Raw genomic sequence first — 20,412 nt, forward strand, 5'->3', positions numbered from 1 at the left:
CCGCCGCACCTGTTAAGAGGAGACGACGATCCTTGTATGCTCTGATAACGGAGAGATCCGGCGCAGCATACTTCGCGATAGCAATCGCCTATAAAAGCGATGCCCGCGGTTCAACCGCACGGCTATAAAGGGGTATATCTGTTCATACCATGAAGGAAATTGCAGCCGAGTTTCCTCTCTCTGGGCAGGCTTCTGAGCAGATACTTGTCTTCGTCATTGCCGTTGTTTGTTCATAGCGTTATGTGGATCATTATAGCCCTCTATCGTCATCCGGTCAATAGTTCAAGGCTGAATAAGCCCGTTATTGGCGACATCGAAGCAAGGGCTGCAATCGACGCATTGAAGACATACCGATACCCGGTTGTCAAAGATCGTCTCGATGGTGCGGATTACCTGCATATCCGACTGCCTCGTATGAATCATAATTTGTTTAGGGGATACCGCGATCAGAGAGCTGATCACCATATCCTCAATATTCATTTCCGTTTCCAGCATTTCCGCTACCATCCGATCGGAATGAGGCTTCGGCTCAAAAGGCTGAAACTTTTCGTTGTACATAACGAACTCGTGATTGCCCTTATGGACGAGATGGACTAAAGGAACTTTCGATTCCTGAAGGCCCACAAAATATTTAAGCAGCGAAATAAATTCCTGATATTGCTTATCCAGCACGTATTCATCCAGCGCATAATCGACAATTTCGGCCAGCTCCTTGCGGTAAGGCTGCAGTCGAAACATCGTAAAGCCGTCCAAATGAAGTGACGTGTGTCCTTGCAAATAATGCTCGATTTCTTCCGAGACCTTTAATTTTCTCCGCTGCTTGTCGGCGTCGAGAAATTTCGTTCCGAGACCGTCCCATTCGCTGCCGTGAAGCAGCTCATGACAATACTTTTCGATCATCGGTGCGTCCACCGCGTAATGCTCCCGATATTTTCTGCGGATAATGGCCGATAAAATATGCGGCTCCATCTCCGTCACAATAAATTCGGCAACGGCCTTGGCGGCGGAACGATAAACGGCTGTGCCATGCGAGGCAAGCTGAAAATGCGGCAGGATCGCTTCGCAGCTGACGATTTCGCCGGTATGCGGCGTATAGCGGATCAGCGCGCGGCTGGAGCCCTGCGCTTTATGTAAATCGTCGGAGATACTATCTGTCAGTAAGGCCGTTAGTTTCGCCAGCGCTTGCTCAATGCTTGCAGGCAGCGTTATCGTGAACAGTTCCATAAGATCCACCCCTTTCGTTCCCCATAAACAGTATATGGCCCCGGCTATGGGGATATACGATGAAGAGATTGGGAAGTGAGCGAGCGGTGATACATGAGTGGAACCCGTCGTTATAGGCGCATGCTGCGGCTTTTTCCAGCCATTATCGAATAGCATTGAAATAAAGAACAGCCTATCGGTAAAATAAAATAAGCAGCCTAAGAATCCGAAACCATGCACGCAGCCGGAAACAACAAGGAGAATGGACAATGGACGACAACAATTACAAATGGTTTATGCTTGACAGCGAAGAAGCTTACCAGCAATCGATGTTTGGCGCGCTGAATATGAGAATTACCGAATGCACGCCCGAACGGGTTATAGCGACGATGCCGGTAGGGCCCGCTTCCAAGCAGTATTTCGGCTCGCTTCATGGCGGCGCCTCGGTCGCTCTTGCAGAAACTGTCGCCAGCGTAGGTACTTTTCATCTGATTGACAAGGATACGCAATTGGCGGTCGGGATGGAAATCAACGCCAACCATATTCGCACCAAGCGGGACGGCATCGTTACCGCTATCGCAACGCCTTTGCACAAAGGCCGTACAACAATGGTTTGGGATATTAAAATAACCGATGAAGCGGACAAGCTTATTTCCATTTCGCGCTGTACGGTAGGTATTATCCCGAAAGTGAGAGGCTAGGGCCGGGCTAGATCGACCATTGTGATTAATATGTCTTGATGCAAGGGATTTTGAAGCTAATCGGCACTTAGTACGATTTCCTAGCGTGGGAGGTATGAAGTGTGTGCTGGACGCTGACCCGAGAGCGCGTGAAATAACTGCAATAACGCATTTATTTATGTTCAATTAGGCCTTCCCCAGGAAAATAACTGCCAAATTGCATTTATTTTCTAAAAAATAGGTGAATCGGCGATTTGACGTGACTAATAACTGCATAAATGCAGTTATTGATTCGAAGTAGGATGTGATACGAGGAAATAACTGCATTTCTGCAGTTATTGGTAGAATAGCACGCTCAAATCTGCGGTGCGGGCAGCGTTGGCCCAGAAAAGTGAAAGGCGACAGGAACAAGCTCAGTTAGCTCGGTCTGCTCAGTTAGCTCAAATTGCATGTTCGATCAAATTGAATGTTCGATCAAGCTATCGTTGCCGATAGTTCAATCCCTGACTACTTGCCCACGCTAATATCATGACGCATCCCTTGGCTTGCCAACCATTCGACTAGCAACTTCTGAATCCTGAATCGATCATCTAAAGGAATGATTTCAACCCTTCGCTCACTCAGAAGGTAACGCTTGTTTATGTGCTCTGTCTCTCCAAAAACGAGAACATCATAATCTCTTACTGCTGGCATCTCGCCGTGAATGATTACAATTGACTGACCTTCCACGAAGTATATGTTTACACCGCGACCATGGCTACGCCAATGAAACCCCGAAAAATTTTGACTGATGTTGTCCGTTTGAATTTCATCAAAACCGCGATCGTCCATTTAGAACCTCCATCTACATGTTACTAACGCACCTCGTTAGTTGAGTAAACATATCTGTTTGGCTTATTCTCTTTTAAAATAAACCAGTTCCTGTAAGTTTCAGCAACATGTCCACTACGTACTTTTGACCAACCTCATAATCATCAAACATTTTGTCATTGTTGATATGACCCCTTTCTCTAAAACAGGTGTACCATTTGCCTTCCTCCTCGAAAAAATGAAAGCCGTCAGTCGTAGAATATCTACTGGTTGAATAATCCTGAGGGATACCATTGGTCGTTCCCAGTTAGCTCAATCTCCTAATGTCTACTACGCGTAGTATCCGCCCTTCGCAGGGTATTCGTTATGTTCAAGATAATGCTTATATATCTTTCCAAACACCCTGTTTGCCATGGATTGTGTTTGACTGTTATTTTTTAGTCTAACTACTTCATCGATTGGAGTCTCCATTGAAATTTCCCCACTTATCAAATTGGGTAGATCAATTTCAAATATTCCATCTAATTCCTTTAAGCAATTGCCAAATCGGTACTCTGCAATAGTTCCTTTTATGGTAACTAATTCGAAGTTCAAACAAATTGCCATTTCATAAACCTCACTTTGCAGATTATTAAAGCAACACCTCGTTAGCGTAGTTAGCTCAGTCTGCTCCGTTAGCAGACAATTCGGCCTGTCGCAAAACATATGCCAGTTTGATAAATATCTGATAACTACAGGGTCGCTACCCATATTGCTACAAAAGGACCTCGTCTTTCACTATGTTGTGGAAGACGAGGTCCTTTTGTACCTATTGCAGGAACCGCAACAGTCCCTACCCTACATATTAAAGAATTAGTTCTGCATAACAAAATCTTTGGCAACGGTATCGGTGTCTTGGTACACCTTCAGCAGGTTGTACTTTGTATCGCGCTGCGCTGGCGTTTTGCCCGACTCGCGGATCAGTTGCAAGATCGATTCGATATTGACCTTATGCGTCGTACCTGCTGCGGACACAACGTTCTCTTCAATCATCGTGCTGCCGAAATCGTTGCAGCCGTACGACAGCGACAGCTTGCCGATTTCCGGCCCCATCGTTACCCAAGACGATTGGAAGTTCTCGATGTTGTCGAGCATGATGCGGCTGATCGCCACCATCTTCAAATACTCCTCAGGCTTCGACTTCTCCGTTTTCTTCATGTTCGTATTGTCCGGCTGGAACGGCCAGCAAATGAACGCGAGGAAACCGGTCGAATCGTAGCCGTTCTCGATGCATTCGTCCTGTGCGTCGCGGATGCGCAGCAAGTGAAGCGCCCGCTCCTCACTCGTCTCGCCGAAGCCGTACACCATCGTGGCTGTCGTGTTCATGCCGTTGCGATGCGCCGACTTCATTACGTCCATCCAATCCGTCCAAGAACCCTTCAAGCGGCTGATTTTGCGGCGTGTGCGGTCGTCCAGTATTTCGGCGCCGCCTCCCGGCAGCGAATCGAGACCCGCCTCATGCAATTGCCGAACGACTTCGTCGAGCGAAAGGCCTTCGGATACTTCCTTCATCTTCTGAATTTCCGCCGGCGAGAACGAGTGCATCGTAATGTCCGGGAAGTTCTGTTTAATCTCGCGGAGCAGATCGGTATAATAGCTGAACGGCAAATTCGGATTTGTTCCGCCCTGCATCAAAATTTCCGTTCCGCCAACGTCGATCGTCTCTTGAATCTTCGCGAGAACCGTCTCGTTCGGCAGCACGTAGCCCTCATTCGAGCCAGGCGCGCGGTAAAATGCGCAAAACCGGCAGTAAACATCGCATATATTTGTGTAGTTGACATTACGTCCGACTACGAAAGTCGTAATAGGGTCTGGATGCCTCTTCAGCATCAATTGATTCGCAACATGGCCCATTTTCTCGATTTCATCGGATTCAAGCAGTGTGATGCACTCCTCGAATGTAATGCGGCTGCCTTGCAGCGCCTTATCTAATATTTCATCAACGGTTGCCATAACCGCTTGCACCTCCTACATTTTCCCGATATAAGCCTGTGAGTCCATCGTATCACAAATCTTTTCCTTTCGTCACCCGCCGAAATGTGTCTATTCCAAGAAAAGAGCGGCTGCCAAATCCGGCAGCCGCATCATTAACTGAAATGTTCCGAGCGTTAGCCGCGAAGCGCGGCGTCCAGATCGGCAATTAAATCTTCAATATCCTCGAGGCCGACAGAATAACGAAGCAGGCCGTCGGTAATGCCGCGCTCATGCCGAACTTCCAGCGGCATCGCAGCGTGGGACATCATAGCCGGATAGGACAGGATGCTTTCGACAGCGCCCAAGCTGACAGCGACAAGCGGAAGCTGTACACGGTTGAGCAGCGCCTTGGCGCGCTCTCCGCTGCCGACATCGAACGAGACAACCGCGCCGTAGCCGGCCGATTGCCGTTCATGGATTTCACGGCCCGGATGATTCGGCAGTCCCGGATAGTAGACACGTTCCACTTCTGGATGATCGGACAGCCATTCGGCCAGTCTTCTAGCGCTACGCTCACTGTGTTCCATGCGCGCTTGCAGCGTCTTCATGCCGCGCATCAGCAGCCAAGACTCGTGCGCACTGAGAACGGTGCCTAGACCGTTCTGCAGCTGATACAGACGGCGTCCAAGCTCCTCATCCTTCGTAACCGCAAGTCCGGCCAACACATCGCTGTGTCCGCTCAAAAACTTCGTCGCGCTATGCAGCACGATATCGACGCCAAGCTCGAACGGACGCTGATGGTACGGAGTCATGAACGTATTGTCGAGCAGCGATAGCAAGCCGTTCGACTTGGCCCATTCCGCCACGCGGCCTATATCGGTAATTTTCAACGTCGGATTGGATGGCGTTTCAATAAATACCGCTTTCGTGTTCGGCTGCAGAGCCGCCGTCACCGCTTCGAAATCGGTCATGTCGACGAAGGTCGTCTCGATGCCCAAACGCGGCGCAACCGTCGTCAGGAAGCGGTATGTACCGCCGTATACGTCTTCCGTAACGATCAGATGATCGCCCGAGGAGAACAACAGAAATGTTGTCGATATAGCCGCCATACCGGAAGCGAACGCGAAGCCGCGAGTGCCACCTTCCAGCAGTGCAATATAATTTTCAAGCGCCTCCCGCGTCGGGTTGCCCGAGCGGCTGTAATCGTGATGAGGCGGATTAAATACGTCATGATGATGGAAAGTCGAAGCCTGGAAAATCGGCACGCTTGATGCGCCCGTCTGCTCGTCGATCTCAGCGCCGAAATGGAGCAGCTTCGTTGCAAAGCCGCGTTTGGCGATCTGATCCTTATTCGTTCTGTCGCTCATGCCCTATTCCCCCTCGATTTCCTGCTTGGCCGCAGCCAGCGCCTGTTCCAGATCGGCGATCAAATCGTCGGTATGCTCGATGCCGACCGAGAAACGAAGCAAACGGTCGTCGACGCCTACCTTCCGGCGAATTTCTTCCGGAATGTCCGCATGCGTCTGAATGGCTGGATAGGTCATCAGCGACTCGGCGCCGCCCAAGCTTTCGGCGAATGCGATCAATTGGATATGACGAAGAATCGGTTCTACATAACGAGCGTCCTTTAAACGGAAGGAGAAAATGCCGGTATTGCCCGACGATTGCTTACTCTGAATTTCATGGCCCGGATGATGCGCAAACGCCGGATAATAAACTTCTTCCACAGCAGGATGCTCTTTCAAATATTCAGCGATTATCGTCGCATTATGCTGATGACGCTCCATCCGCAGCGCCAGCGTCTTCATGCCTCTCATCAACAGCCAAGAGTCTTGCGGCCCCAGCACCGCGCCGATGGAATTGTGAAGGAACGCCATTTGCTCGGACAGTTCTTTCCCTTTCGTCACGATCAGGCCGGCAAGCACGTCGTTGTGGCCGCCCAAATATTTGCTGGCGCTGTGTACGACAATATCGGCGCCTAGCTCGATTGGACGCTGGAAGAATGGCGTCAACAGCGTATTGTCGACAATCGTCAGCAGCCCTTTCGCTTTGGCCCACGACGCTACCCGTTCGATATCCGTAATCATCATAAGCGGATTGGTCGGCGTCTCGATCAGTACTGCTTTCGTATTCGGCTGGAGCAATTCGTTCAATCCGTCAAGATCGTTCGTATCAATATAAGAAGCCGTTACGCCAAAGCGCGACATGATCCGCTCCAGTAAGCGATACGTTCCGCCGTACAGATCGAGCGACACAAGCAAATGATCGCCTTGGCTGAACAATGCGAAAACCGTTTGCAGAGCGGCCATGCCGGAGCTACATGCAAAGCCGGCATCACCAGATTCGAGCTGCGCAGCCGCTTCTTCCAGAACGGAGCGAGTCGGACTTTTCGTACGGGCATAGTCGAAACCGGTACTTTGACCGAGCTTCGGATGGCGGAACGCTGTTGCTTGATAGACCGGGAAGCTTACTGCTCCGGTTACGGGCTCCTTGACGGAACCGATTTGGGCCAATTGGCTTTCAATTTTCAACATGTTCGTTAGCTCCTTCGTTTCATTAAATGCCGGCGCCTAGATCATACGGCGTTTCCTGATAAACGTAATAGTTCAACCAATTTGAAAAAAGCAGAGTGGCATGAGCACGCCAAGTGGAGAGCGGCTGTTTGTCCGGATTATCGCCCGGGAAATAATTTTTCGGAACGTCTATTCGCAGTCCCTTCGCCTTGTCGCGGTCGTATTCGAACTTCAGCGACAGTGGATCGTACTCCGAATGACCGCTGACGAAAATTTGTTTGCCGTCCTTGGAAGCAACGATGTAAACCCCCGACTCCTCCGATTCCGACAAAATTTCCAATTGCTCGATCTTCTCAATATCTTCCCGCCGAACATCGGTGTGGCGCGATTGCGGCACATAAAACAATTCGTCAAAGCCTCGCAGCAGCTTGATGTTGCGCTTCTCGATCGTGTGCGGAAATACGCCGAACACTTTATGGTCCAGATCATACTTCGGAACGCCGTAATGATGATACAAACCCGCCTGTGAAGCCCAACAGATATGGAAGGTGGACGTCACATGCCGCTTGCTCCAATCCATAATCGTCTTCAGCTCTTCCCAATAATTGACGTCCTCAAAATTCAAATGCTCGACCGGAGCGCCTGTAATAATCATGCCGTCATAATATTCGTTAGCAATTTCGTCGAACGTTTTATAGAACGCCTCGAGATGCTCGGCCGATGTATTTTTCGACACATGGGTTTTCGGATGAAGCAGTACGGCTTCCACTTGGAGAGGCGTATTGCCGATCAGCCGAAGCAGTTGCGTCTCTGTCGTTTCCTTCGTGGGCATCAAGTTCAGGATCACAATTCGTAACGGACGGATGTCCTGCCTGTAAGCAGTGCTCTCGTCCATCACAAAAATGTTCTCGTTCGTTAAAATCTCTTTCGCTGGCAAATGATCCTGTACTTTGATCGGCATGCGATTCACTCCCTATTCTAGAATGGAATAATGTCGCCATAGCGCAAAAAAGACCCTTTCTTTGGCGAGAAAAGGTCGTGCGCTTATTATGAAGAAATAAGCTCTTCGCCTCTCTCATCTCTCAGAAACAACGTTTCCGCAAGATTTAGCACCGTGCTTTCGCCGGTTGCCGGGCTTCATCGGGCTAGTCCCTCCGCCTGCTCTTGATAAGAAAGTAGATCTATTCAGTTATCGTTGTGTAACGATTGCGCTTGACGCAAATTATAGTATTAACTTTAATGGATTCGGACATTCGCGTCAAGATGGATATTTACATATCCTGATTACATGCGGAAAGCGCCTTTTTTCTGCTTGAATGTAAACGGGATGCGGGAGTATACTAGACAAGGATTGCGGTCTAAATCCTCATTTTATTAGTAAAGGAGTGCATCTGGACATGGAAGGCGAGCGACCGAAGCCTGACGATATTCCGATACGGCTGCTGCCTGACCGGCGGCGTATGACGGGCAACCGGCGTCTATTCGCAATGTCCTTATGCGCGGCTCGTCCGGCAGTCTCCGTCAGTTAGAAGGGAGATGCGGATGAGATGAAAATTCGTCTCGTGAACAACGGAGTGTTTACTCCTGTTGAAGATATTAATGAAACGCTGCTGCCAGCGGCGGAAGGCTTCTATTGGATAGACGCCGACGTCGAGGATTTGGCTATGCTGCAGCCTTTGTTCGGCATGCATGACCTGGCCGTCGAAGACTGCCTCAGCGAGGAAGAGCAGCGTCCGAAGCTTGAAATTTATGAAGGCCATTATTTTATTGTGATTAACAGTATCCGATTTGACGACGAAGAAATTTTTCTGCGTGCGCTCAATATTTTTCTAGGCAGACATTACATTATAACCGTTACTAAGCAAAAAATTAACGAGCTGCGCTCTCTGAAGCCCCTTCTATGGGAAGAGGAAGTCAGCCGTCCCGACTATTTCCTCTACCATCTCGTCGACCTTGTCGTCGACAGCTACTTCCTTGTAGGCGACCGGATCGATGACCGGATCGAGCTGCTGGAAGAGGACATTCTGATGCATACGAAAAAATCGCATTTGAACGAAATTATCGGTTTGCGCGGTGAAATTTTGTGGCTGAAAAAAATGCTGGGACCGCAAAAGGATGTTATCGCGACGCTGAACAAACGCGACTTGAAGCTGATCGACGACCAGCTGCAAAAATACTTCAGCGACATCTACGAAAACACGGTCAAAATCGCCGAGTCGTTCGATACGTACCGAGAGCTGATGGGCAACTTACGAGAAGCTTATCAGTCGAGCATTTCGGCGAGAGCCAATGAGATCATGCGCGTCTTTACGGCTATGACGACGATCTTCATGCCATTGACGTTTATTACCGGCATATACGGGATGAACTTCGATTTCATTCCGGGCATGCATTTGCGCTACGGCTCTTACATTTTACTCGGCATTATGACGCTGCTCGGCTTCGGCATGTTTTATATTTTCAAAAAGAAAAACTGGCTCTAATGCGTATAGGCAATGGATATATGTATAGGAGCCGATAGCCAAAAGCGAGTGGATCGCTCAATAGGATGCACTCATGATGAGAGAGTTCGGCAAAACAAAAATGGCGGTGCGGGAAGCTATATGCTTTATCCCTGTACCGCCATTTTGCGTTTCTGATCCCGATAGCGACCGCACTCTTCAGTTTTTCGCGCGCCTCTCCCAGCACACGTTATGGCCTGAAGGCCTCGTGCGTCAGGACGTTGCATGATGGCAGCGGCGCCTCCCGGCGCGCGGTGCCATCGCGGCACGCGGTGCTCGGTCACACGTCGGCGGTCAAACCTCCCATCAGCATCATCTGTCTACCGAGATGGCCGAGTACCGGCGAGAGGGAAGCGCTGCGGGACAAAGGGTTCCTCCGCTTAACTCTCCTTTTCCATGAGGCACTGATTATTTACCCAAATCTTCATCTGAGTGCATAATGTGTATGATTTATCGTATATAATTTTCAAAAATTCCATCTTAGCGCTGAATATGCATGAAATTTCATACATATTCAGCCAGATCTCCACCTTAGAGCAAAATTATATATGATTTTTCGCCCATATTTAACTAAACCTCCATTTTAGAGCTAAATATATATGATTTTTCACATATATTCAGCCAAGCCTCCAACTGAGTGCGCTACGTTTTACTCTCAATTTCCGGCAAGCATTGATTTAAAGTTTAAGCCGACATTTCGTATATAATTGGCCATTTCAAATTTCCCCGCTGATAATATATGATTATTCGCCCATATTTTCCAAACAAAAAGAACCTCAGCTCCCAAATTGCAAGGAGCTGAGGTTCTTTTGTTGTATAGCACATTGTCGAACGGTCTCGAACGCCAATGGTTCAGCAACGTTTTTAGTCTTCGTCGAACAGCTGCGTCGACAAATAGCGTTCGCCGGTGTCCGGCAGCAGCACAACGATCGTTTTCCCTTTGTTCTCGCTGCGAGAAGCTACTTCTTTTGCAGCGAAAGCGGCAGCGCCGGAGGAGATGCCAACCAAAAGTCCTTCGACTTTAGCCAGCTGACGAGCCGTTTGAATAGCGTCTTCGTTCTTGATCTTAATAATTTCATCTACGACCGAACCGTTATAGTTGCCTGGCACGAAGCCTGCGCCGATCCCTTGAATTTGATGAGCGCCGCGCGTACCGCCGGATAGTACCGGCGAGCTGAACGGCTCGACAGCAACGATTTTCACCGCCGGATTGAGCTCCTTCAGTCTAGCTCCTACGCCAGAGATTGTGCCGCCTGTACCGACGCCGGCTACAAAAACATCAACCTTGCCGTCCGTATCTCGCCAAATTTCTTCCGCCGTTGTCGCTTTATGAACAGCCGGATTGGCAGGGTTTTCAAATTGCTGCGGAATAAACGAATTCGGATATTCGGCGGCAAGTTCGTTCGCTTTATTAATAGCTCCCATCATGCCTTCCGCCGCAGGCGTCAGTACAAGCTCAGCGCCAAGCGCCTTCAACAGCTTGCGGCGCTCCACGCTGAACGACTCCGGCAAGCAAATGATCAGCCGATACCCAAGCGCAGCAGCTGCAGACGCAAGCCCGATGCCCGTATTGCCGCTCGTAGGCTCGATAATAACCGAGTCTTTTTGCAGCAGTCCCCGCTCCTCCGCATCCTTAATCATGGCATAGCCAATACGGTCCTTTACGCTTCCGGCCGGATTAAAGTATTCAAGCTTGGCGACAATTGTCGCTCCCGTTTGTTCCTTCTTCTCAAAGTTTGCAAGCTCTAGCAGCGGCGTATTGCCGATTAGTTCCGTCAAATTACGATGAATGTTTGCCATAGCGGCAGCCTTCCTTTCAATTGGGAAATTCGCATAAGTTAAATCGGTATAGTTTCAGTATACCACTATTACGCGCTCTAACCCAAATCGCTTTTATAGCCTCTTCCCTGCACAATGACGCCGTTTTCCCTACCCGATGCCATCCGCTTCACGCGCCTGCAGCGCCCCTTTGCCCAGATCGACAAACCGAAGCAGGACGATTCCGATCAGGAAGAAGGCGAGCAGCGTTAAAATACCGAATCGGCTAGAGCCCGTAATCGTCGCAACCACGGAGAATGCGAGCGGTCCGGCGATAGCCGAAAATTTGCTGGAGAAGGATAAAAAGCCGAAAAACTCGCCCGTGCGCGATGGCGGCAGCATGCTTGCGTAGATGGAACGGGAAACCGCTTGGCTGCCTCCTTGCACGAGGCCGACCATTATCGCTAAAGCATAAAACTGCCAGCCGGTCGTCATGAAATAACCGAGCCCGACAATAAACATATAGACGAGCAGAGATCCGTAAAGCATCCGCTTCGAGCCGTATTTGACTGCGAATTTGCCGAATAGCAGCGTGCTCGGGAAGCCGATGATTTGCGTCAGCAGCAGCGCGACGATCAAATCGGTCGTCCCGATGCCGATCCCGTTGCCATAAATGGTCGCCATGACGATGACCGTATTAATGCCGTCGTTGAAAAACCAAAAGCTTGCCATATATTTCAGCAGCTCCGGGTATTTTCTGAGCGAACGAAACGTTCCGGCAAGGCGCGTCAAACCGTTGCGAACGGCCGCAGCCGCCCCTTCGCCGCGCGAGCGAGCGGGTTCTTTCACCCATCTGAAAATCGGAATCGCGAACAGCAGCCACCATATCCCCACCATTACAAAAACGATGCGGGTGGCAAACGTTTTGCTCGGGAAGCCGAGCGCTTCCCAACCCTCTATCATGACGACGTTCAACAGCAGCAGCAAGCCGCCTCCTAAATAGCCATAAGCATAACCTTGCGCGCTGACCACGTCTCTGCGTTCAGGAGGAACCCCGTCCGCAAGCAGCGCATCGTAAAATGTATTGCCGCAAGTGAAGCCGATGGTGCCGACGACAAGCAGCGCTGAGCAAAGCAGCCAGTCCCCCTCGCCGACAAGCGCGGTGGCGGCGGAAGCGGCCGAGCCGATCACTGTAAAGGCAAGCAAAAACTTCAGCTTCGTTCCGGTATGATCGGCAATTGCGCCCAGAATCGGCGACAGCACAGCGATCAAAAGCATAGCGATGCTTTGCGTATAACCCCAGTACGTTTCGCCCGTATGGCCGGGCAAGCCGGCTGCCGCTACCTCGTTGTAATAGATCGGCAGCACGGCAGCCATCATCGTCGTTGCGAAAGCGGAATTGGCCCAGTCGTATAGCAGCCAGCCACGGACTCCTTTTCTATCCAAGCAAGCTCCTCCTCGTTCACGTTTTGTTCCTCGTTTGCTGTTTCGACAAGAGCCGCCATACTCCTTTATTAAACCTTCGTAAACCGCTCTCTTCTTTGCCGTATCGAAGCAATTCCTTTATAATAAATATAGTCACTGCCCGAAGGAGGGATTCAAGTGAATATAAGCCAGTTGGAGACGCTGATTACGATTTCCAAAACGATGAGCTTCCGCAAGGCCGGCGAACTGCTTAATTTGACACAGCCAGCCGTATCGGCGCAAATCCGTACGCTTGAGGACGAGTTCAAAACGCTTTTGATCGACCGCAATCAGCCCGTCACATTAACGGATCACGGCCAAGTGTTTCTTGAGCACGCCGAAAAAATAATTACGATCGTCGAAGATCTGAAGCAAAGGCTCTCCGACTTAAGCTCCACTCCGCAAGGCCATATCGTGATTGGCACCACTTCATCCATTGCCATTCAATTGCTGCCCAGGGTTCTATCCTACTTCCAGAATCAATACCCGCTTATTAAGACGACCATCCATACGATGCCATCCTCCCAAGTGATGACCAGCGTCGAACATGGAACCGTAGATATCGGCATTACCTACCTGACCGAGAAGAATCCGAACGTCGACTCTTCCGTCCTCTATTTCGATACGTTCGAGCTCGTCGTTGCGCCCGATCACCCGATGAGCGGCTTGACACATACGACGGTCGATAAATTGAGAGACGTCCCCTTTATTATGCTTGCTCCCGATACGCTGGGCCGCCGTTTTCTCGATCAAATTTTCCGCAAATACGGTCTTCAGCCAAACATTGTCATGGAGCTTTCGAGCAGCGAGGAAGTGAAGCGGATGGTCGAAATTAATTTGGGCGCGGCCGTTGTCTCCAAGCTATCCATTTATAATGAATTGAAACACGGCTCGCTCCGCATGATTAAAGTAAACGAGTTGGAGATGACCCATCCGGTCGGCGTCGTCTACAAATCAGGCCGTTATTTAAATACGGCGATGCAGCAGTTTTTAAGCGACTTGAAAGGGATGCCGGAGCATTCATTTATTAGCAGCGAATAGCCCGTTTCAAGCAAGCTCAATTATTTAGCATCTTGAGGATCTTGAGGAGGCACATATCGGTATGAAATTTGATTTACATACGCATAACGAACGATGCGGCCACGCTACCGGCACCATCGAGGATTACGTCATCGCAGCGATCGACGCGGGCTTGCAAGTGATCGGCATCTCCGACCACTCCCCGTATTTCGCAAGCAAGGAGGATCAGCCTTTTCCAGGCATCGCGATGGCGACCAGCGAGTTCACTCGCTACGTAGATGAAGTATTGCGGCTGAAAAAGCAGTACGAAGGCAAAATCGAGGTGCTGCTCGGCATGGAATCGGACTTTTTTCCAGAGCATATCGAAGCGTACAAAAGAGCCTATGAAGGCGTCCCGTTCGACTATGTCATCGGCTCTGTTCATCAAGTAAGCGGCGTCAGCATCTTTAACCGCAACCGGTGGAAAGGGCTGTCTGAGCAACGACACTTGGAAGAAAAAGAGCTCTACTACGATCTGATCCGGCAATCGGCGAGCAGCGGCATGTTCAACGTGCTTGGCCATATCGATGCAATGAAAGGCTACTATCCGGCATTTTCAGAAATTCCCGCCCATAACGCGATCGACGAGACGCTTCGCATTATTGCCCGTTACGACGTATCGATCGAAATTAATACGTCCGGCAAAACGAAGACGGTCGGCGGTTGGTATCCTTCAGATGAAATCTTAGAGCGGGCGCTTCACTTCGGAGTCAATGTCACTTTCGGTTCGGACGCTCATGTGCCGGAAAGGGTCGGCGACGATTGGGAGCTCGTTCGCAAGCGGTTGAAAGAAATTGGTTTTAAACAATGGGTCTTCTATCGAAAACGCCAGCAAATCATCGTTCCGCTTTAAATCGATAAGGGCTGCTGCCATCCGGTGCCAACCATCGGAGAAGGCAGGCCCTTTTTTGCTGAGCGGCATTCGCTATGCGGACAAAAAAAGTGGACCTGTGCATCCACAGGTCCAAAGAGATATATTAAAAGGGGGTCTTGTTTATTATAATAGCCTATTAATATTTAAGCTCCATAACAGGAATATTTCATTTCTGTAACAAATACAAAGATCCTATTAAGGAGTGTGAACTCGATGTGGCTCGCTACCGCGATCGGCAGCGCGCTGCTCTTCGGACTTGCCGGCTGGTGGATGAAGGTTAGCCAAATGCGCGGTGACCCGACTTCGGTCATGCTGTTCGGCCTCTATGCGGCTGGAGCGGCTGGATTCGGCGTCCATGCCGCCGCCGAAGGGACGCTGACGCAGTTGCTCGATTACCGGGTCTGGCTGGCCGGACTCGTCATCGGCGCAGGCTCCGCGCTAGGCAACGCTTTTTACATGAAGGCGCTGCGCCATGGACCGGCCGCGCTAACTTCGCAAGTGACGAATATGAATGTCGTGCTTGTTGTTATGATGGGCACCTGGATTTACGGCGAATCGCTTGGCCCCGCCGAGCTGGCCGGTATTTCGCTGCTGTTTGTTGCCGTTCTGCTCATCTCTTATAAAAAAAGCGGCGACAAAGCGGCTCTGGAGAAAGCTTGGGCCATTTATGTCGGAGCCGGTCTCGTCCTCTTCTTTTTCCGCAACGGCGGCTTGAAAGTATCGGATGAACTCGGCTTGCCGGCCGCACCGATTTTGCTTGTCGGCTACGCCTTGTCAATGCTTTGGTTCGCCTTCCGACTCCCTCTTCGCAGTCAACCTGACGGCGAGCGAACTGGATCGCTGCAAGGTCTCAGATTAGGCCTGCTGACCGGAGTCTTCTCTTATCTGGGCTTACAGCTCTACTCGATCGCTCTTGCGACAGGACCGGCCAATATTGCTGCGCCGATCTTTTCGACCAACAGCCTTGTCGTGGCCGCTGGCGCTATTCTGGTCTATAAAGAGAAGCTTAATCCGTTGCAATGGGCCGCTTTTGCCTGTATGTTCGCGGGTTTAATCATTATCAGGTTTTAATCGGCGTGGAATGGCTGTTAATTCTACTTACTTTTCCTAAGTACATATGCTACAATAGAAATTACAAAAAGCGGGGTGATCGCGTTGGATTATTCAACAATGTGCCCGAAGTATGAGGCTGCAACCGATGTACTCGGTAAGAAATGGACGGGCCTGATTATTCGGGTGCTACTTGGCGGACCGAAGAGATTCAAGGATATCAAAGGGCAAATCGCCGACATGAGCGACAAAATGTTGACCGACAGGATGAAGGAGCTCGAAGCGCAAGGAATCGTCAAACGGACTGTGTTTCCTGAAATGCCTGTTCGAATCGAATATGAATTAACCGAAAAAGGCCGTGAGCTTCAACCGGTCATCGAATCGATTCAAAAATGGGGCGAACAGTGGATGTAACGGTTGCCCGCCAAGAAAGCCGCGCAAGCGGCTTTTTCTTTTGCTAAAATAGGTCATCCGTTTCCCGTTTGTTGCGCTTCCTCGTTTGATTTTACAATCCCCATTTGCAATCTGTTCTTTATACGAACGCATTTGTTCAGGTGTAAAAAAGGATGTCTCGTTGCCGGCATTAACACAAGTCCTGCGACCGTTTTCTTGCTCCAATATTCGGCAATGCCGCTTGCCTCTCGAACAATGGCTTGTTCATCAAACAACCGTTTGATTCTAATAGATTCATCGTCATATCCTCGATTCTTGCCATATGCCAAAGATGCCATACAATTGAATTCTTTGTATCCGGGGCACTTACTGGATAATTCCTTAGCATCCCCTCGTCCGAATCTGCCAGAACGTAGTCCTCCAAGGTAACCATGCCGTCATTCGTCATTTTCGAAGAGTGTAACAAAGCATGATGATGAAGGAATTGTTCAATCGCCTGAAAATGCTCCTCAGGTTTTACGATGATATCGGTTAACCTCTTATGATTTTCATTCCAAGCTCTTCGCTGCAGCAAATCCATTGAAATCAACTCCAATATTAAAGTTGAGGCCCGAATTTTTCTTATTCGACGTGGCATTCTCGTACTCCTTGCCGAACCGATTTCAAAGTTTTGCCCGTTCCGCTCCTTATACGGCCGTCGTTGACATGAAGAGGAATTTCCACTACAATTAGTGATAATAATTATCATTTTCATGAGAGCGATCGATGCTGAACATGCAAAAAGCCCTCCGCCGAAGCGAAGGGCAAATAAAGGCATGCTCGGCTTAAACGCCAAGCCATTTCTTGAACAAATGTTTCGTCGTATCTTTGTTGATGGCCGCGATCGACGTCGTGAGCGGAATGCCCTTCGGACATGCGCGCACGCAGTTTTGCGAGTTGCCGCAGCCTTCGATGCCGCCGTCTTCCATCAAAGCGTCAAGACGCTCTTCCTTGTTCATTTCGCCCGTAGGGTGAACGTTGAACAAGCGAACTTGGGAAATGGCGAACGGACCGATAAAGCTGTTGCGGTCGTTGACGTTCGGGCAGGCTTCCATGCAGACGCCGCACGTCATGCATTTCGACAGCTCGTACGCCCATTGGCGCTTCGACTCGGCGAGACGAGGTCCCGGGCCGAGATCGTATGTGCCGTCGATTGGAATCCATGCTTTCACCCGTTTCAACGAGTTGAACATACGCTGACGGTTGACGACAAGGTCGCGTACGATCGGGAATGTGCGCATCGGCTCAAGCGTAACCGGCTGTTGAAGCTGGTCGATCAGCGCGCTGCACGCTTGGCGAGGCTTGCCGTTGATCACCATCGAGCAAGCGCCGCAAACTTCTTCCAGGCAGTTCGATTCCCAGCATACTGGGGCCGTGTTGCCGCCGTCCGCTTTTTTCGGATTACGTTGAATTTCCATCAGACCGCTGATCACGTTCATGTTCGGGCGGTATGGAATTTCAAACTCTTCTTTGTACGGAGCGGAGTCCGGCGTATCTTGACGCGTAATGACGAATTTAATCGTTTTGGTTGGTTGTGATGTTTCTGCCATTGTCGTTCATACTCCTTTCTTTATCTTAATGTTTATTTATTTGTTGTGTAGTCGCGTTTACGCGGCGGGATGAGCGAAACGTCGATGTCCTCGTACGAAATTTGCGGACCTTCCGGCGTCCAAGTCGCTTTCGTCGTTTTCAGGAACTCCTCGTCGTTACGTTCAGGGAACTCCGGCTTGTAGTGTGCTCCGCGGCTTTCGTTGCGCAGCAGCGCGCCCAATGTCATCGCTTCGGCCAGTTCGAGCATGTTGCCCAATTGACGCGTGAACGACAGGCTGGAGTTGTTCCATTGCGCAATGTCGTTAATGTTGATGTTCTTGTAACGCTGTTTCAGTTCTTTAATCTTATCGATCGTTTGCTCCAGCTTATCGTTGAAGCGAACGACGGTCATGTTGTTCGTCATCCATTCGCCTAGCTCTTTCTGAATAACGTAAGCATTTTCGTTGCCGTCGAGGCCGCGAATCATGCTGATTCTGTCTTCCTGGCGTTTCTTCTCGCGATCGAACACCTGGGAGGACACGTCATCGGACGATTTTTTCAGCCCTTTAACGTACTCAACCGCTTTCGGACCAGCTACCATGCCGCCGTAAATCGCGGAAAGCAGCGAGTTAGCGCCGAGACGGTTCGCGCCGTGATATTGGTAATCGCATTCGCCGGCAGCGAACAGGCCAGGAATGTTCGTCATTTGGTTGTAGTCAACCCACAGTCCGCCCATCGAGTAGTGAACGGCAGGGAAGATTTTCATCGGAATTTTACGCGGATCGTCGCCCGTAAATTTCTCGTAAATTTCGATGATGCCGCCGAGCTTAACGTCCAGCTCCTTCGGATCTTTATGCGACAGGTCGAGATAAACCATGTTCTCGCCGTTGATGCCGAGCTTCTCGTCGACGCAGACGCTGAAAATTTCGCGTGTTGCAATATCGCGCGGAACAAGGTTTCCGTAAGCCGGATATTTCTCTTCGAGGAAATACCAAGGCTTGCCGTCCTTGTACGTCCAGATGCGGCCGCCTTCGCCGCGAGCCGATTCGGACATCAGACGGTTCTTGTCGTCGCCCGGAATGGCAGTCGGGTGAATTTGAATAAATTCGCCGTTCGCATAATGAACGCCTTGTTGGTAGATCGCACTTGCCGCCGTACCTGTATTAATAACCGAGTTGGTCGTTTTGCCGAAAATAATGCCGGGACCGCCGGAAGCCATAATGACGGCGTCGCCGGAGAATGTTTGCACTTCCATCGAGCGAAGATCTTGCGCTGAAACACCGCGGCATACGCCGTCGTCGTCGAGAACCGCGCCGAGGAATTCCCAGTGCTCGTATTTCGTTACGAGACCGGCCGCTTCCCAACGACGAACTTGCTCGTCCAGCGCGTACAACAGCTGCTGACCCGTCGTTGCGCCCGCAAATGCGGTACGGTGATATTGCGTGCCGCCGAAACGGCGGAAGTCAAGCAAGCCTTCCGGCGTGCGGCTGAACATAACGCCCATCCGGTCCATCAAATGAATGATGCCTGGAGCAGCTTCGCACATTGCTTTTACGGGAGGCTGGTTCGCGAGGAAGTCGCCGCCGTATACAGTGTCGTCAAAATGCTCCCATGGCGAGTCGCCTTCGCCTTTCGTGTTAACGGCGCCGTTGATGCCGCCTTGCGCGCAAACGGAGTGGGACCGTTTTACCGGTACGATCGAGAACAGATCGACGTGAACGCCCGCTTCTGCCGCTTTAACCGTTGCCATCAGACCGGCGAGGCCGCCGCCAATGACAATAACTTTATTTTTAGCCATTACGATTCGCTCCTTGTCTTCAAACTAGCCGATATTCGTCCATGCCAGAGCGGCACTTGCTGCTTCTTTGAATTCGTCGCCCGTGAACGCCGTAAGCGAAAGAATGAACAGCGCGGATACGAGTACGAAAATGATCATGCAAATATAGGAAGAAACTTTTTGCGCTTTCGGGGAAATCGTAATGCCCCAGCTAATCAGGAATGCCCACAAGCCGTTGCTGAAGTGGAATACCGCAGCCAGTACGCCTACGACATAGAAAATGAAGAACAGCGGATTCGTCGCGATATCATGCATCGTCGAGCCGAGATCTTCATGCGTGATGTTGCCCACGAACACTTGAAAGCGAGTTTGGTATACATGCCAGAAAACGAAAATAAAGGTGATTACCCCCGTAATACGCTGCAGCGTAAACGCCCAGTTGCGGCTATAGCTGTATTGACCCGAGTTCAGATTGGACTGATAGGCCATGTACAAGCCGTAGATTCCGTGGAACAGAATCGGAAGGTAGATGCCGAAAACTTCAAGGATCGGAACGATCGGCAAGCTGTTGATGAAATGCACGCCGTTCGCGAATCCTTCCGGCCCGCGCTCGAATGCTTGATAGTTAGTGAGCGCGTGTACGAGAATAAACCCGCCGAGCGGAATCACCCCAAGCAAAGAGTGAAGCTTGCGCCAGTAATACGAATTTCCTTTCATTAAGTACTTCTCCTTTCTAGACTGTAAATACGCACAATTGTACAAACCATCCTACATTTTACCCCCGGCCTGTAAGCGCGTCAACAAAAGA

Annotated in this window: 20 protein-coding genes and 1 riboswitch; of the genes, 7 read left to right on the forward strand and 13 right to left on the reverse strand. The window is 50.3% G+C overall.

Going from position 1 to position 20,412, the window contains the following annotated elements:
- Positions 1–282 precede the first annotated feature (282 nt).
- Positions 283–1,224 (reverse strand): putative sporulation protein YtxC, encoded by a 942-nt coding sequence (locus ACFVTB_RS06745; protein WP_387746643.1) that lies wholly within the window; start codon positions 1,222–1,224, stop codon positions 283–285.
- Positions 1,225–1,532: 308 nt separating this feature from the next.
- Here ACFVTB_RS06745 and ACFVTB_RS06750 point away from each other — a divergent pair, with 308 nt between their 5' ends.
- The gene (locus tag ACFVTB_RS06750; RefSeq protein WP_387747036.1) at positions 1,533–1,904 is read left to right on the forward strand and encodes a hotdog fold thioesterase; all 372 of its coding nucleotides are present in this window, start codon (positions 1,533–1,535) and stop codon (positions 1,902–1,904) included.
- A 486-nt stretch (positions 1,905–2,390) separates the two neighbouring features.
- Here the strand turns inward: ACFVTB_RS06750 and ACFVTB_RS06755 are convergent, their stop codons facing one another.
- The 6 genes from ACFVTB_RS06755 to metA all read right to left on the reverse strand — a co-directional run bounded on the left by ACFVTB_RS06755 (position 2,391) and on the right by metA (position 8,120).
- Positions 2,391–2,714, reverse strand: coding sequence for a hypothetical protein (locus ACFVTB_RS06755; protein ID WP_387746645.1), 324 nt, complete (start codon positions 2,712–2,714; stop codon positions 2,391–2,393).
- Between the two features lie 309 nt (positions 2,715–3,023).
- Positions 3,024–3,299: a hypothetical protein gene (locus ACFVTB_RS06760; protein WP_387746647.1), complete on the reverse strand. Its 276-nt coding sequence runs from the start codon at positions 3,297–3,299 to the stop codon at positions 3,024–3,026.
- Between the two features lie 246 nt (positions 3,300–3,545).
- The gene (mqnC, locus tag ACFVTB_RS06765) at positions 3,546–4,685 is read right to left on the reverse strand and encodes a cyclic dehypoxanthinyl futalosine synthase (protein WP_387746649.1); all 1,140 of its coding nucleotides are present in this window, start codon (positions 4,683–4,685) and stop codon (positions 3,546–3,548) included.
- Between the two features lie 155 nt (positions 4,686–4,840).
- A complete protein-coding gene (locus tag ACFVTB_RS06770) occupies positions 4,841–6,013 on the reverse strand; it encodes a trans-sulfuration enzyme family protein (RefSeq protein ID WP_387746651.1) in 1,173 nt (390 codons plus the stop codon).
- A gap of 3 nt (positions 6,014–6,016) precedes the next feature.
- Positions 6,017–7,180 (reverse strand): aminotransferase class I/II-fold pyridoxal phosphate-dependent enzyme, encoded by a 1,164-nt coding sequence (locus ACFVTB_RS06775; protein ID WP_387746653.1) that lies wholly within the window; start codon positions 7,178–7,180, stop codon positions 6,017–6,019.
- Between the two features lie 22 nt (positions 7,181–7,202).
- Positions 7,203–8,120 (reverse strand): homoserine O-acetyltransferase MetA, encoded by a 918-nt coding sequence (gene metA / locus ACFVTB_RS06780; RefSeq protein WP_387746655.1) that lies wholly within the window; start codon positions 8,118–8,120, stop codon positions 7,203–7,205.
- Between the two features lie 111 nt (positions 8,121–8,231).
- A riboswitch (SAM riboswitch) is annotated at positions 8,232–8,333 on the reverse strand.
- Between the two features lie 223 nt (positions 8,334–8,556).
- Between metA and ACFVTB_RS06785 the strand changes: the two genes are divergently transcribed.
- Both ACFVTB_RS06785 and corA read left to right on the forward strand, forming a co-directional pair.
- Positions 8,557–8,688, forward strand: a complete 132-nt coding sequence (locus ACFVTB_RS06785) for a hypothetical protein (RefSeq protein ID WP_387746657.1) — start codon at positions 8,557–8,559, stop codon at positions 8,686–8,688.
- 18 nt (positions 8,689–8,706) lie between these two features.
- A complete protein-coding gene (corA, locus tag ACFVTB_RS06790; RefSeq protein WP_387746659.1) occupies positions 8,707–9,642 on the forward strand; it encodes a magnesium/cobalt transporter CorA in 936 nt (311 codons plus the stop codon).
- Positions 9,643–10,524: 882 nt separating this feature from the next.
- Here corA and cysK read toward each other — a convergent pair.
- Together cysK and ACFVTB_RS06800 are read right to left on the reverse strand one after the other, a co-directional pair.
- On the reverse strand, positions 10,525–11,460 hold the full coding sequence (gene cysK, locus ACFVTB_RS06795; RefSeq protein ID WP_387746661.1) for a cysteine synthase A: 936 nt from the start codon (positions 11,458–11,460) through the stop codon (positions 10,525–10,527).
- A 129-nt stretch (positions 11,461–11,589) separates the two neighbouring features.
- Positions 11,590–12,864, reverse strand: a complete 1,275-nt coding sequence (locus tag ACFVTB_RS06800) for an MFS transporter (protein WP_387746663.1) — start codon at positions 12,862–12,864, stop codon at positions 11,590–11,592.
- A 156-nt stretch (positions 12,865–13,020) separates the two neighbouring features.
- Between ACFVTB_RS06800 and ACFVTB_RS06805 the strand changes: the two genes are divergently transcribed.
- From ACFVTB_RS06805 to ACFVTB_RS06820, 4 genes are all read left to right on the forward strand, one after another.
- The gene (locus tag ACFVTB_RS06805) at positions 13,021–13,923 is read left to right on the forward strand and encodes a LysR family transcriptional regulator (RefSeq protein WP_387746665.1); all 903 of its coding nucleotides are present in this window, start codon (positions 13,021–13,023) and stop codon (positions 13,921–13,923) included.
- A 61-nt stretch (positions 13,924–13,984) separates the two neighbouring features.
- Complete coding sequence (locus ACFVTB_RS06810; protein ID WP_387746667.1) at positions 13,985–14,794, forward strand: histidinol-phosphatase; 810 nt, start codon at positions 13,985–13,987, stop codon at positions 14,792–14,794.
- A 234-nt stretch (positions 14,795–15,028) separates the two neighbouring features.
- The gene (locus ACFVTB_RS06815; RefSeq protein WP_387746669.1) at positions 15,029–15,886 is read left to right on the forward strand and encodes a DMT family transporter; all 858 of its coding nucleotides are present in this window, start codon (positions 15,029–15,031) and stop codon (positions 15,884–15,886) included.
- Between the two features lie 84 nt (positions 15,887–15,970).
- A complete protein-coding gene (locus ACFVTB_RS06820; protein WP_387746671.1) occupies positions 15,971–16,279 on the forward strand; it encodes a winged helix-turn-helix transcriptional regulator in 309 nt (102 codons plus the stop codon).
- Positions 16,280–16,448: 169 nt separating this feature from the next.
- Here ACFVTB_RS06820 and ACFVTB_RS06825 read toward each other — a convergent pair whose 3' ends face one another.
- The 4 genes from ACFVTB_RS06825 to ACFVTB_RS06840 form a co-directional block, all read right to left on the reverse strand.
- Positions 16,449–16,838: a hypothetical protein gene (locus ACFVTB_RS06825; protein WP_387746673.1), complete on the reverse strand. Its 390-nt coding sequence runs from the start codon at positions 16,836–16,838 to the stop codon at positions 16,449–16,451.
- Positions 16,839–17,082: 244 nt separating this feature from the next.
- Positions 17,083–17,847 (reverse strand): succinate dehydrogenase iron-sulfur subunit, encoded by a 765-nt coding sequence (sdhB, locus tag ACFVTB_RS06830; protein ID WP_387746675.1) that lies wholly within the window; start codon positions 17,845–17,847, stop codon positions 17,083–17,085.
- A 32-nt stretch (positions 17,848–17,879) separates the two neighbouring features.
- Complete coding sequence (gene sdhA / locus ACFVTB_RS06835; RefSeq protein ID WP_387746677.1) at positions 17,880–19,625, reverse strand: succinate dehydrogenase flavoprotein subunit; 1,746 nt, start codon at positions 19,623–19,625, stop codon at positions 17,880–17,882.
- A 24-nt stretch (positions 19,626–19,649) separates the two neighbouring features.
- Positions 19,650–20,321: a succinate dehydrogenase cytochrome b558 subunit gene (locus ACFVTB_RS06840; RefSeq protein ID WP_387746679.1), complete on the reverse strand. Its 672-nt coding sequence runs from the start codon at positions 20,319–20,321 to the stop codon at positions 19,650–19,652.
- Positions 20,322–20,412: the final 91 nt, after the last annotated feature.

This window comes from Paenibacillus sp. NPDC058071, from assembly GCF_042885235.1.
GTDB lineage: Bacteria > Bacillota > Bacilli > Paenibacillales > Paenibacillaceae > Pristimantibacillus.